Source organism: Streptomyces sp. NPDC002463, from assembly GCF_042889835.1.
GTDB classification, from domain to species: Bacteria; Actinomycetota; Actinomycetes; order Streptomycetales; family Streptomycetaceae; genus Streptomyces; species Streptomyces nymphaeiformis.
Genome location: NZ_JBIARL010000015.1, coordinates 128,728 through 141,831 on the forward strand (window position 1 = coordinate 128,728; position 13,104 = coordinate 141,831).

General features: G+C 72.8%; 11 protein-coding genes and 1 tRNA gene. 6 read left to right on the plus strand and 6 right to left on the minus strand.

Annotated elements, in window-relative coordinates; all coding sequences use genetic code 11:
• Positions 1–85 precede the first annotated feature (85 nt).
• Together ACFYX3_RS28390 and ACFYX3_RS28395 are read left to right on the plus strand one after the other, a co-directional pair.
• A complete protein-coding gene (locus ACFYX3_RS28390; protein WP_389018984.1) occupies positions 86–1,033 on the plus strand; it encodes a LysR family transcriptional regulator in 948 nt (315 codons plus the stop codon).
• Positions 1,030–1,911: a serine hydrolase gene (locus tag ACFYX3_RS28395; protein WP_389018987.1), complete on the plus strand. Its 882-nt coding sequence runs from the start codon at positions 1,030–1,032 to the stop codon at positions 1,909–1,911. Before ACFYX3_RS28390 ends, ACFYX3_RS28395 begins: the two co-directional genes overlap by 4 nt.
• A 58-nt stretch (positions 1,912–1,969) precedes the next feature.
• Here the strand turns inward: ACFYX3_RS28395 and ACFYX3_RS28400 are convergent, their stop codons facing one another.
• The 4 genes from ACFYX3_RS28400 to ACFYX3_RS28415 form a co-directional block, all read right to left on the minus strand.
• On the minus strand, positions 1,970–2,944 hold the full coding sequence (locus tag ACFYX3_RS28400) for a ribose-phosphate diphosphokinase (RefSeq protein WP_352026009.1): 975 nt from the start codon (positions 2,942–2,944) through the stop codon (positions 1,970–1,972).
• A 121-nt stretch (positions 2,945–3,065) separates the two neighbouring features.
• A complete protein-coding gene (glmU, locus tag ACFYX3_RS28405; protein WP_389018994.1) occupies positions 3,066–4,511 on the minus strand; it encodes a bifunctional UDP-N-acetylglucosamine diphosphorylase/glucosamine-1-phosphate N-acetyltransferase GlmU in 1,446 nt (481 codons plus the stop codon).
• Positions 4,512–4,617: 106 nt separating this feature from the next.
• Positions 4,618–4,691: transfer RNA gene (locus ACFYX3_RS28410), tRNA-Gln, on the minus strand.
• A gap of 11 nt (positions 4,692–4,702) precedes the next feature.
• Complete coding sequence (locus tag ACFYX3_RS28415) at positions 4,703–5,575, minus strand: hypothetical protein (protein ID WP_389018997.1); 873 nt, start codon at positions 5,573–5,575, stop codon at positions 4,703–4,705.
• A 115-nt stretch (positions 5,576–5,690) separates the two neighbouring features.
• Between ACFYX3_RS28415 and ACFYX3_RS28420 the strand changes: the two genes are divergently transcribed.
• Positions 5,691–7,001: a sensor histidine kinase gene (locus tag ACFYX3_RS28420; RefSeq protein ID WP_382659786.1), complete on the plus strand. Its 1,311-nt coding sequence runs from the start codon at positions 5,691–5,693 to the stop codon at positions 6,999–7,001.
• Between the two features lie 84 nt (positions 7,002–7,085).
• On the opposite strand, the gene ACFYX3_RS28425 is transcribed toward ACFYX3_RS28420, so the two are convergent.
• On the minus strand, positions 7,086–7,577 hold the full coding sequence (locus ACFYX3_RS28425) for an SUKH-3 domain-containing protein (protein WP_376582185.1): 492 nt from the start codon (positions 7,575–7,577) through the stop codon (positions 7,086–7,088).
• A 9-nt stretch (positions 7,578–7,586) separates the two neighbouring features.
• A complete protein-coding gene (locus ACFYX3_RS28430) occupies positions 7,587–8,099 on the minus strand; it encodes a YwqJ-related putative deaminase (RefSeq protein ID WP_389019001.1) in 513 nt (170 codons plus the stop codon).
• Positions 8,100–8,377: 278 nt separating this feature from the next.
• On the opposite strand from ACFYX3_RS28430, the gene ACFYX3_RS28435 reads away from it, so the two are divergent.
• From ACFYX3_RS28435 to ACFYX3_RS28445, 3 genes are all read left to right on the plus strand, one after another.
• A complete protein-coding gene (locus ACFYX3_RS28435; protein ID WP_376582181.1) occupies positions 8,378–9,376 on the plus strand; it encodes an SMI1/KNR4 family protein in 999 nt (332 codons plus the stop codon).
• Positions 9,377–9,383: 7 nt separating this feature from the next.
• Entirely contained in the window at positions 9,384–12,035 is a 2,652-nt protein-coding gene (locus ACFYX3_RS28440) for an SUKH-4 family immunity protein (protein ID WP_389019004.1), read from the plus strand.
• Between the two features lie 131 nt (positions 12,036–12,166).
• Complete coding sequence (locus ACFYX3_RS28445; RefSeq protein ID WP_389019006.1) at positions 12,167–13,102, plus strand: cellulose-binding protein; 936 nt, start codon at positions 12,167–12,169, stop codon at positions 13,100–13,102.
• Positions 13,103–13,104: the final 2 nt, after the last annotated feature.

A 13,104-nucleotide genomic window follows, 5' to 3' on the forward strand; every position in this document is an offset into this window, starting at 1 on the left:
CAGGCAGCGAAACAGACACCCGTACGACCAGTCCAAGACGCATATCAGGATCGAAACCATAGGCAAACACCTATCCTTGCTGCTCATGGACCTGCTCCTGCACCTGCGGTACTTCCGGACCGTCGCCGAGGAACAGCACTTCGGCCGCGCCGCCGCCCGCCTGCGCATGGCCCAGCCCTCCCTCTCCCAGCGCATCCAGCGCCTCGAACGCGAACTCGGCGTCCGCCTCCTCGACCGCGGCCCCCGCGGCGCCACCCTCACCCCCGCCGGCCGCCTGGTCCTCGCCGACACCGAACACCTCCTCACCGCCGCCGACCGCCTCACCGCCACCGTCGCCCGCGTCCACAGCGGCGCCCTCGGCACCCTCCGCGCCGCCGTACCCCCCGGCCTCGGCGCCCCCGCCGTCGGTGCCCTCCTCACCGCCTTCCGCACCCGCTCACCCGGCGCCGACCTCGAACTCCGCGAACTCCCCACCACCGAACAGACCGCCGAACTCACCGCCGGCACCCTCGACGTCGGCATCGTCCGCCACCCCTGCCCCGCCCCCGGCCTCGCCTTCGGCCCCACCCTCCACCAGCCCCTCGGCGCCCTCCTCGCCGCCGACGACCCCCTCGCCGCACCCCCCGAACTCCCCGCCGCCGCCCTCACCGGCCGCGACCTCGTCCTCTTCCCCCGCGCCGAAGCCCCCGCCCTCCACGACGAGACCCTCACCGCCTGCGCCCGCCACGGCTGCACCCCCGCCACCGTCCACGAAGCCGCAGGACCCGACTTCACCCGCGGCCTCGTCCTCTCCGGCCACGCCATCGCCCTCGTCCCCCGCACCCCCGACGGCGCCGGCACCGTCTGGCGCCCCCTCCGCGGCAACCCCGTCACCTGGCGCACCTCCACCGCCTGGCCCGACGGCAAGGACGGACCCGCCGTACGCCTCTTCGCCGACACCGCCCACGAGATCCTCCGCGAGCACGCCGACATGCGCCCCGCACCGTCCGCCAGGATGGTCTTCCCCCGCCCCGCATCGGAGTTCCCCCTGTGACCCCCCACCCCGCCACCCGCCGCATCACCGCGGCCTTCACCGACGCGGGCGTCACCGGCCGGCTCCACGCCACCGACATCGACACCGGCGCCGCCCTCGGCGTCGGCTCCGACACCCCCGTACCGACCGCCAGCGTCCACAAGCTCTGTCTCGTCGCCACCCTCTACCGCCAGGCCCACCTCGGCCTCGTCGACCCCACCCGGCCCGTCGACATCCCCGCCGAAGGCCGCGCCCCCGGTTCCACCGGCCTCTCCGTCATGCGCGACGCCGCCCGCCTCTCCCTCCGCGACCTCGCGAGCCTCGCCGTCGCCGTCAGCGACAACACCGCCGCCGACCTCCTCTGGGACGCCCTCGGCCTCGACACCGTCAACACGACCATGGCCGAACTCGGACTCACCCACACCCGAGCCGTCCACACCATGCGCGAGCTGTACGAGACGATGCGCGAGGACGCCGCCGGCGACCCCGCCGCCTACACCGACCCCGCCGCCGTCACCCGCCTCCGCGCCCTCGACCCCACCCGCACCAACCGCTCCACCCCCCGCGAGATCACCGCCCTCCTCGCCGCCGTCTGGCGCGACGAGGTCTGCCCCGGCGAGTACGGCGAAGAACTGCGGGCCCTCCTCGGCCTCCAGGCCTGGACCCACCGCCTCGCCGCGGGCTTCCCCTTCGACGACGTCCGCGTCAGCGGCAAGACCGGCTCCCTGCCCACCCTCCGCCACGAGGCCGGCGTCGTCGAATACCCCGACGGAGGCCGGTACGCCGTCGCCGTCTTCACCCGGGCGGCCTCCACGGACGTCACCCTGCCGGCGGCGGACGCGGCGATCGGGAGGGCGGCGAGGATCGCGGTCGACGCACTGAGAACGCTCGGCACATGAGAAAGGGCCGCTTCCCCCAACCGGGGGAAACGGCCCTTCTCAACTATTCGGCGAGGGCTCAGTGCTCCTCGAAGAGGCTCGTCACCGAACCGTCCTCGAAGACCTCGCGCACCGCGCGGGCGATCGTCGGCGCGATCGACAGCACCGTGATCTTGTCCAGCTCCAGGGCGCCCGGAACCGGCAGCGTGTCCGTGAAGACGAACTCGCTGACCTTGGAGTTCTTCAGGCGGTCCGCGGCCGGACCCGACAGGATGCCGTGCGTGGCCGTCACGATGACGTCCTCGGCACCGTGCGCGAACAGCGCGTCGGCGGCGGCGCAGATCGTGCCACCCGTGTCGACCATGTCGTCGACGAGGACACAGACGCGGCCCTTCACGTCACCGACGACCTCGTGCACGGTGACCTGGTTGGCGACGTCCTTGTCACGACGCTTGTGCACGATCGCCAGCGGGGCGTCCAGACGGTCGCACCAGCGGTCGGCGACGCGCACGCGGCCGGCGTCCGGGGAGACGATCGTCAGCTTGTCGCGGTCGACCTTCGCACCCACGTAGTCCGCGAGGACCGGGAGGGCCGACAGGTGGTCCACCGGACCGTCGAAGAAGCCCTGGATCTGGTCCGTGTGCAGGTCCACGGTCAGGATGCGGTCCGCACCGGCCGTCTTCAGCAGGTCCGCCACCAGACGCGCCGAGATCGGCTCACGGCCGCGGTGCTTCTTGTCCTGACGGGCGTAGCCGTACGACGGGATGATCACGGTGATGCTCCGGGCGGAGGCCCGCTTCAGAGCATCGATCATGATCAGCTGCTCCATGATCCACTTGTTGATCGGAGCCGTGTGGCTCTGGATCAGGAAGCAGTCGGCGCCGCGCGCCGACTCCTGGAAGCGGACGTAGATCTCACCGTTGGCGAAGTCGAACGCCTTGGTCGGAACGAGACCGACGCCCAGCTGGTGCGCGACCTCCTCGGCCAGCTCGGGGTGGGCGCGGCCGGAGAAGAGCATCAGCTTCTTCTCGCCGGTCGTCTTGATCCCGGTCACAGCACTGTCTCCTCAGACGTGTTCTCTGGCCGCGACCCCGCGCCTGTCGAGCGCATGTGCGTGCCAGCCGAATTTGTGTGCACGTATCACGGTACGCCGTGTTCGGCGTACCCGTTTCCGGTCAGCTTTCGCCGGCGGACTCCTCGGCGGCTGCCTGAGCGGCCTGCGCGGCAGCGCTGCCGGGCCGCTTCCGGGCCACCCAACCCTCGATATTCCGCTGCTGGCCCCGGGCCACGGCGAGCGAACCGGCCGGCACGTCCTTCGTGATCACGGACCCCGCGGCGGTGTAGGCCCCGTCCCCGATGGTGATGGGAGCCACAAACATGTTGTCCGAACCCGTACGGCAGTGAGAGCCGATCGTGGTGTGGTGCTTCGCCTCGCCGTCGTAGTTCACGAAGACGCTCGCGGCACCGATGTTCGAGTACTCGCCGATGGTCGCGTCGCCCACGTACGACAGGTGCGGGACCTTCGTGCCCTCGCCGATCGTCGCGTTCTTCATCTCGACGTACGTGCCGGCCTTGGACTTCTTGCCGAGGTTCGTCCCCGGACGGAGGTACGCGAACGGGCCCACGGAGGCGCCCTCGCCGACGACGGCGGAGAAGGCGACGGTGTTGTCCACGCGGGCGCCCTTGCCGACGGTGACGTCCGTCAGGCGCGTGTTCGGGCCGACCACGGCGTCCTCGGCGATGTGCGTCGCACCGAGCAGCTGCGTACCCGGCAGGATCACGGCGTCGGCCTCGAACGTCACGGTGACGTCCACGAAGACGGAGGCGGGGTCCTGGACGGTGACGCCGGCCATCATGGCCCGCTCGAGCAGCCGCTGGTTCAGCAGGGCACGGGCCTCGGCGAGCTGGACGCGGTTGTTGATCCCGAGGATCTCGCGGTGGTCGCCGGCGAGCGACGCACCGACCCGGTGACCGGCCTCACGGAGGATGGACAGCACGTCGGTGAGGTACTCCTCGCCCTGGCTGTTGTCCGTCCGGACCTGGCCGAGGGCCTCGGCGAGCAGCTTCCCGTCGAACGCGAACACGCCGGAGTTGATCTCCCGGATCGCGAGCTGCTCGGCGGAGGCGTCCTTGTGCTCGACGATCTCGGTCACGGCGCCATCGGCGTCCCGCACGATCCGCCCGTACCCGGTGGAGTCCGGAACCTCGGCGGTCAGCACGGTCACGGCGTTGCCGTCGGCGGCGTGCGTACCGGCGAGGGCCTTGAGCGTCTCCCCGGACAGCAGCGGGGTGTCACCGCAGACGACCACGATGGTCCCCTCGGGCGCCTCGACGAGCTCCTCCAGCGCCATCCGCACCGCATGCCCGGTGCCGTTCTGCTGCTCCTGGACGGCGGTCCGGGTCCCGGCGTAGTACGCGTCGAGGTGCTCCTTCACGAGCTCCCGGGCGTGCCCGACGACCACGACGAGGTGCTCGGGCTCCAGCTCCCGGGCGGCGGACACGACATGCCCGACGAGCGAACGCCCGGCGATCTCGTGCAGGACCTTGGGGGTCTTCGACTTCATGCGGGTGCCCTCACCCGCTGCGAGGACGACGACGGCTGCCGGGCGGTTGGCGCTCACAGGAATGCCCTTCGGCTTTGGGTGGTGGACCCACGAAGGATACCGGGGAGCAAGAAGGCGGACATGAGTGCGGGTCCTGACCTGGACGGTCAGGACCCGCTTCGCGTGGCTCCCGGAGAAGGATTCGAACCCTCATTCAATGGACCAAAACCATTTGTCCTGCCCTTAGACGATCCGGGATGGTTCGCCATTTATGTCCGATTCCCCGGTAGGGAGATCGGGACGGCCCCTACTATGCCGCACCAGGCCCCTTCGATGCGACGGTACAGATCGGCGCTGCCGAGGATTCGGATCGCGAGGCAGCCGTGATAGTCGGCGTTGACGTTCTTGCGGTTGGTTCGCGGATTGTGCCGCTTGATGGTCGTCTTGCCGAAGGCCGAGGGGTCGGCGCCGACGAGGTCGCCCCAGTACCGCTCGGCGTCGCCCGCGTCCGCGGTCTCGTGGATCATCACGCAGTACTTCCGTCGCTCCGGCTCGACGCCAAGGAGATCGAGCCATGCGGTGAAGACCCGGATCATCCCGGGGTCGCTGTTCACGAACGTCATGCGTTCCCGGCGGGCGTGTGGCTTGTCCTTCGTGCCCTCCGCCCAGTACAGGCCCACGCCCAGCAGGAAGAGTTCGCGCTCCGACATCGCTCCGATCTCCTCGGCCGCCGCGCGTTTGACCGACTGGCGGTTCTCCTCGCGGCGGCGCATCGTCGGTTCCCAGCCCCGCCGCGCGATCTCCGACGCCTCCTCCCGGGTCCGCTTCCGGTCCGGCTTCGGGAGGTCCCGGACCCACAGGGAGATCGAGCTCTTCGAGCAGCCCAGCTCGACCTGGATCTGGTCGTAGGTCATGCCCTGGAGGCGCAGCTCGCGGGCGCGGTCGCGGAGGTCGTCCTTCGCGTTCGGCCGCTTTGTCCACTCCGGCGGGGGCTCGCCTTCGAGGAGGCGGTTGAGGATGTCGTTGTTGTCGACGTGGAGGCGGTCTCGGATCTGGCGTCGGCTGAGGCCCTCGCGGCGGAGGGTGACGGCCTGCTCGCGCAGGTTCTCGAAGTCCGCGTACTTGCTGGTGGCGGCTGTCATGCGAACACCATCGTCCGGAATCCGGACGTCCGGATCGAAAATCTGGGCGATTCAACAGTTCGAGGGACTGGTGTGTCCGGGGTTGACGCGGGGTCCCACCCGTAGGGTGGTGGGTATGACCACAACGGGGGCGGACCGGGACGCCGAGCGCGTCGGGACTTGGTGGTGGTGGGGGAGACGGCGCAGCGCCGTGCTCGACGTGGGGCTCGCGCTGGTGTCCGCGCTGGAGTGTGCCGTCGAGGGCGTCGGGTTCGCCGACAAGGCCTCGCTGCCCGTGCCCGTGGGCGTGGTCTTCGGGCTGCTCGTCGGTTCCGTGCTGGTCTTCCGGCGCCGCTGGCCCATCGCCGTCGTGCTCGTGTCGATCGCCGTCGCGCCCGCCGAGATGGCCTTCCTCATGGGGATCGTCGGGCTGTACTCGCTCGCCGCCTCCGACGTGCCCCGGCGGATCACCGCCGTCCTCGCCGGGATGTCGACCCTCGCGCTCTTCGTCGTGACCGTCGTACGGATGAAGCAGGACCTCGCCCAGGCGGACGTCGGCCCGCCGGACATCGATCCCAGCGGCTGGTACGTGCCGAGCGTCTCCCTCTTCATGACGCTCGGGCTCAACGCCCCGCCCGTTCTCTTCGGCCTCTACATAGGGGCGCGGCGCCGGCTCATGGAGAGCCTGCGGGAGAGGGCGGACTCGCTGGAGCAGGAGCTGTCGCTGCTGGCCGACCGGGCCGAGCAGCGGGCGCAGTGGGCCCGGCAGGAGGAGCGGACGCGGATCGCGCGGGAGATGCACGACGTGGTCGCGCACCGGGTGTCGTTGATGGTGGTGCACGCGGCCGCGCTGCAGGCGGTGGCGTTGAAGGATCCGCAGAAGGCCGTGAAGAACGCGGCGCTGGTCGGGGACATGGGCCGGCAGGCCCTGACGGAGCTGCGGGAGATGCTGGGCGTGCTGCGGGAGGAGGCGGTTCCGGCCGAGCCCGCCGCGGTGCCGCTGGCGGCCGTGGGCCGGGCGGCGGCGGCCGCCGCCGAGGCGGCCGCGGACGACGGGCCGTGCCTGGACGCCCTGGAGGCCTTGTGCGAGCAGTCGCGGCTCGCGGGGGCGGCGGTGGAGTTCCTGGTGATCGGGGAGGTGCGTCCGTACGCCCCCGAGGTGGAGCGGACGGCGTACCGGGTGGTGCAGGAGGCGCTGACGAACGTCCACAAGCACGCGGCGGGCGCGAAGGTCGTGGTGCGTCTGGCGCACCGGGACGCGGAGGTCGCGATGCAGGTGGAGAACGGGCCTTCGGACGCGGCGGTGGCCGATGTGGGGCTGCCGAGCGGCGGGAACGGTCTGGTCGGCATGCGCGAGCGGGTGCTGCGGCTCGGCGGCGTGTTCGTGTCGGGCCCGACGGACGCGGGCGGCTTCAAGGTCTCGGCGGTCCTGCCGACGGAGGCTTAGCCGGGTCGGCGGGGCCTCGCCGGGGCGGCCGTCCTGTGGGCAGGTGCCTCGCCGTGGCCGGTCCGTGGCCCCGGCTCCGCCCGTCTAGCCCGCCGTCAGGCGGACCGGCTGGGCTCCTGTGATCAGGGTCGACAGGGCCGCGTCGATGTCCTTGCCCAGGTACCAGTCGCCCGCGTGGTCGAGGCTGTAGACCCGGCCCTCGACGTCCATGGCCAGGACGGCCTGGTGGTCGCCCTCCTCGCCGAGGGGGGCGAGTTCGGTGTCGAGGGCGCGGCCGAGGTCCGCGAGGGTGCGGGAGAGGTGGAGGCCCGCGAGCGGGTCGAAGCGGACGGCGGCGGGCGCTATCTGCCGGCCGTGGCCGGGTGCGGTGATCCGTAGGCCGCCGAACTCGGCCCAGGCCTCGACCGCGGCGGGGAAGACGCTGTGCCGGTGTCCGGCGGGCGAGATGTGGGCCCGGAGCGTGTCGGCCCATTCTTCGGCGAGCTTGATGTCCCAGCGGCCGGGCTGCCAGCCGGCCTCGCGGAGGGCGGCGTCGACGTTGACCGGGAACCGGGTGGTGCTGAGGTGGTCGGGCATGGGGTGCGGTCAGCCGTTCTCGACAGGCGTGGTGGGGTCGACGGCGCGGACTCCGAAGTGGGCGAGCATCGCCGTACAGGAGCGGCAGGGTGCCGCGTAACTGCCGTGGAGCGGGTCGCCGTCCTCGCGGATGCGCCGGGCGGTGAGTTTGGCCTGCTTCAGGGAGCGCCGGGCCTCGCTGTGGGTGAGCGGCTTGCGCTGGGCGCGCTTGGAGCGGCCGTTCTCGGTGGCGGAGAGGTGCCGGGAGAGCAGGATCGCCTCGGGGCAGCGGCCGGTGAAGCGTTCCCGCTGGCTGCTGGTGAGGGTGTCCAGGAAGTCCTGGACGAGGGCGTGCAGGACGGGTGGCCGGTCGCCGCGGCCCGCGGTGCACGTGAGGGTCTCGCCGCGGACGGAGAGGGCGGCTCCCACGGTGGGGAGGATTCCGTCGCGGCGGTGGAGCAGCAAGGGCGCGCGGGTGGCCTCGGCGCTGCTGCTCCAGTTGAGGCGTGGGTCACCCTGCGTGGGTGTTGTCGCTACGTGCATGGTGCTGGTCTTCCCCTCCTGCAATCCCCCGAGTTGCGTGGACAGCCTGCCAAATAGGGAGCCATATGGGGAAGCTGGGGCGGCGAAACGCGCCTTCGGTGTGTCGGAATCATGGTGCACCTGTCATGACGTCGTGACAGTTGGTCACTCTCGGTCGCGGACGGATCGGGTCCGGTTCGGCCTCTTGTGGCAGCGCATAGGCTGTGCGGCATCAGTCGGCCGCAGCCGTCGGCTGTCGGTAGCAAGCAGTCAGCGACGCCATGCAGGGGGCAACCGCCATGACGACAGGTCGGCTCGGGCAGGACACCGCGCCACCGAACGCGGCCTACGCCGGGCAGGTCGTGCATTTCCCGGATCCGGTACGTGCGTCCCGGCACCCCAGAGGGGTGCGGGTGGACGAGCACGGCTACCCGGACTTCTCGCCGTACGCGCGCGCGGCGGCGGAGATCGCCGATCCGCCGGAGGGTTTCGGTGTCGACGAGCTGCGTCTGACGGACTACGTGTCGGCGAACGCGGCGCTCGCGGCGACGGGTCATGAGCTGTGGGACACGATCCCGTCGGTGGCGACCCCGCACGGCTGGACGTGGCACCACGTGGCGCGTTCGCGGCGGATGGAGCTGGTCCCGGTCGAGGTGAAGGCGCTGCTTCGTCACCATGGCGGGGTGGCGACGGCCGCCGTCGACCAGTCGAAGCGGGGTACGCGTCCGCTGCAGGAGACCCGGCCGGCGCACTTCGGGCTGCCGAAGGGCCTGGTGTCGGTGTCGGAGCAGCAGCTCCAGGGCGTCGAGGAGGATCTCGGCTACCGGCTGCCGGGGGCGTACCGCTCCTTCCTGAAGGCGGCGGGCGGCTGCGCTCCGGTGGGCGCGGCGCTCGACGCGGAGCTGGGGCTCCTGGTCGACCAGCCGTTCTTCACGGTGCGCGAGGAGGCGGGGGTCAACGACCTCGTCTACGTCAACAAGTGTCTGCGTGACCATCTGACGAAGGACTATCTGGGCGTCGCGTTCGTCCAGGGCGGTCTGATCGCGCTGAAGGTACGGGGTGCGGCGGTCGGTTCGGTGTGGTTCTGCGCGTACGACGACGCGCGGGACTCCGGCGCGGCGGCGGCCGGCTGGACGGTGAACGAGCGGGTGGAGCGGCTGCTGCTGCCCTGCGGCGCGGACTTCGACGCGTTCCTCGGGCGTCTGGCGGGCAATCCGCCGGAGCTGGAGACGGTGGCGAACCTGATGGTGGACGGCGGCTTCGCGCGCGCCGTGCCCGTGGTCCCGGTGGGGGAGTGAGCTGGCTGTGGTGACGTTCGCGCAGGCGCAGGAGCGCGCCGAGGAATGGATCAACGGCGACCTGCCGGGGTACCAGCACCGCGAGGTGCGGGTGCGGGAGTTCGAGCTGGGGTTCGTGGTGTGGGCGGAGGACCGCGAGGGCGGTCCGACGTCGGACGGCGGGCGTCAGCGGCTCGTGATCGCGCGCAGTGGTGAGGCGACGCTGTGGCCGGGGCTGCCGGTGGGCGAGGTGATCCGGCGGTACGAGGAGGAGTACGGGGCGACGGAGGAGGTTCCGGCGCAGGCGGCGGTGCCGGCGGCGCGGATCGACCTCAACCAGACGTCGTTCCTGCTGAGTCCGCCGGAGTGGCTCCAGGACGCGGCGGACAAGATCGGTCTGCCGCGGGAGGAGTCGCACGCCTCGCAGGAGAGCGCGAGCGCGTCGCCGCCGGTGGACGACGCGTCGGACGGGGTGGGCGCGGGGGTGTCGGGGCCTTCGGCTTCGGTGGCTTCGTCGGCCTCGGACGCCGTCTCGGATGGGTCTTCTTCTTCGGCTTCTTCGGGTGCGGCTTCGCCGGCGTCTTCGGGTGCGGTGGCTCCTTCGGCGTCTTCTTCCGCCGCTTCGGTGTCGCCCTCCGCTTCGGTGGAGTCGTCGGCTTCCGCGCCGTCCTCCGCCTCCGAGGCCCCGACCGCTCCCGTCGCTGCCGCCGAGCCCGTCGCGGCTGCGGCTGCGGAGGCCGACGCGTACGAGCCGACGGCGATGGACGGCGTTCCGGCTGCCCCGGCTCCGCCCGTACCCACGCCCGCTCCCGTCCCTCCGCCCGCGCCGTCCAGCCCGTGGGTGGACGCGAACGCGAGTTCCGGGGGTGCCGACGGGGCGGTGCCGCTGCCCGCGACCGTCTTCGCGCCGCCGCTGTCGGGCACGGACGACGAGGACGCGCCGCCGCCGTCGGTGGGCGCGGACGCGCCGACCGCGTTGATGAAGGGCGGCAGCGCGCTGCCGCCGACCGCGATCGCCCCCCGTCTCGACCCGGCCGCCCCGGCCCCGGGCGCGGTCCCGCCGGCTCCGCCGACGCCGCCCGCCCCGCGGTCTTCGCCGCAGCCCGCGCCGCAGGCCGGTGCGGGTGCGCCGCCGTCTCCGCCGCCCGCGCCCTCGGCGCCGGGTGCCGGGGACATCGCGGACGCCGCGACCAGCAAGGCCTCCCTGCCGCCGAAGGCCGGGCGCGGTCCGACGCCGCCCCCGCCGCCGGGAGTTCCGGGTGTGCCGGGCGCCTCGTCGGGCGGCAACGCGTACATCCCCACGCAGCTGGTGTCGCAGCTCGGGCCGGAGGGGCTCCAGCCGCCGGCGCAGCCGGGTCCGCCCGGGCCGCCGCCCGCGCCGGGTCCCGTGACGCCGCCGCAGCCGGTGCACCACGCGGCGACGATGCTGGCGCATCCGAACCAGGGCGGTCCGGGGGCGCCTCCGCCGCCCCCGCCGCCGCCGGGTGTGCCCGGTGGCACGCCCGCGGGCGGGATCGCGCACGCCGCGACGATGCTGGCGCAGCCCGGTCCGGGTGGTCTGGGCGGTCCGGGGGCCCCGCCGCCTCCGCCCGCTCCGGCGCCGCCGGTCGGCGGTCACACGCCGCCGCCCGCTCCCGGTCCCGTACCTCCGGGTCCCGTGCCCGGGGCGCCCGTGCCTCCGGCGTACGGCTATCCGCAGCCGACGGGGCAGCCGACGGTCGGTCCCGGCTACCAGGCGGTGCTGCGCTACCGGGCGCCCGACGGTTCCGAGGCGCAGATCATCCGGCGTTCGGCGCCGGGCACTCCGCACCCGGAGTGGCAGATCCTGCACGAGCTGCGCGCGATGAACGTGCCGCCGCAGCAGGTGCTCGAACTCCACACGGAGCTGGAGTCCTGCGAGCTGCCGGGCGGCTACTGCGCGCGGATGATCCGGGAGACGTGGCCGCAGGCGCGGATCACCAGCATCGCCCCGTACGGCCGTGATCACGCGGGCCGTCAGCAGGGCATGCGGCAACTCCTGACCCATCAGGGCGAGTTGCACCAGGTCGCGGACGGTCCGGCGCGGCCGGCTCCGGTGCGGGCGCCGCTGCCGCAGGTGCAGCCGGCGCCGCCGATCCCCCCGGAGGGGATCGCGCAGGAGCTGGCGGGGGCGTTCGGTCCGGGGATCCTCCGGTTCGACCAGCGGGCGGTGTCCCGTCAGGGGGTGCCGGAGCTGGTCGCGCGCACGCTGGTGTGGGCGGGGCTCCCGGCGGACTTCGGTCCGTTCTTCTGGGCGCAGCCGGCGGTCCCGGTGGTGCCGACGCTGGCGGAGCTGGCGGCGCAGCGGCAGGTTCCGGCGGCGCCGGACGCGAGCTCGTACCTGGTGCTCGGTTCTGACTTCGGTCGGGCGATCTGTGTCCAGTACGGGACCGCGCACATCGTGGCGGTGCCGGTGGAGGCCGGTCCGGGCGGGCAGTCGGTGCCGCCGCAGTTCGTGAACACGGGGCTGCCGGAGTTCGCGCGGTCGATGGCGCTGCTGGGCCGGATGTGGCGGCTGCGGTTCGGTCTGAACCCGGAGCAGGCGGGCCGCTGGACGGTCGACTTCCAGGCGCAGCTGGCGATGCTGGACCCGGCGGCGCTGTCGTCGCCGGAGAACTGGTGGTCGGTGCTGTTGGAGCAGATGTGGGACGGCCTTCTGTAGGCGGTTCTGCAGGCGATGTGACGAAGGGCGCTCGACGTGTAGCCACATTGGGCGCCTTTTGTCCGTTCTGATGCCTCATTCTTTACGGGTCGGGCTTTATGGGTCGGGGTCACGGAGAAGGGGCGTCAGGGATGAGTTTCACCGTCGGGCGGGGGCGCGGTTACCGCCCCGAGCAGGTCGACCGCTACCTCGCCGGGCTCTCCGGGGAGCGCGACGCCGCCTGGGAGCGGGCGGCGCGGCTCACGGTCCTCGCGAAGGAGATGGAGACCGAGGCCGCCGGGCTCCGCCTCGCCGTCAAGCAGCTCGTTCCGCACCGGTACGAGGTGCTGGGCGAGAGTGCGCAGAAGATCCTGGAGCTGGCGGAGCGGGAGGACGAGAAGCTCGTCCGGGCCGCGGAGGCGGAGGCGCAGGCCCTCGCGGAGGCGGCCGAGGCGGCGGCCCGGGAGGCGGCGGAGGCGGCCGCGGCGTACGCGGAGGGCGTCCGTGCGGCGGCGGACGCGGCGGCGCGGGCGACCCTGGAGGAGGCCCGCGCGCGGTCCGAGGAGATGGGCACGATCGCCCGCCGGGACGCCGAGGGGGCCAGGGAGGCCGCGCGGGAGACCTTCGAGGAGACCGGGCACCGGGCGCAGGCGCTGCTCGCGGCGCAGCGGGAGGAGCATCGGACCGTACGGGACGAGACGGAGCGCGCGGCCGAGGCGGAGGCGGCGGCTCTGGACGCCCGCCACGAGGAGCTGGTCGCGGCGGCGGAGGCTGCCCTCGCGGAGACGCAGCGGGCCCTCGCCGAGACGGAGGAGCAGGCCCGGCACGGCCAGGAGGACGCCGAGGCCCGCGCGGAGGAACTGCTCGCCGAGGCGAGGATGAAGGCGGAGCGGGTCGAGCGCGAGACGGAGCGGGTGCTGCGGGAGCACGAGGAGGCGCGGGAGGAGATCCACTCCACCATGGAGCACATCCGCAACTCGCTCGCGGCCCTGACGGGCGGTCGCCCGAAGGCGCCGGAACCGAAGCCGGAACCCGACCAGAAGCAGGGGGACTTGGAGAACGGGGAAGGCTCCGGGGAAGCCGACTAGGC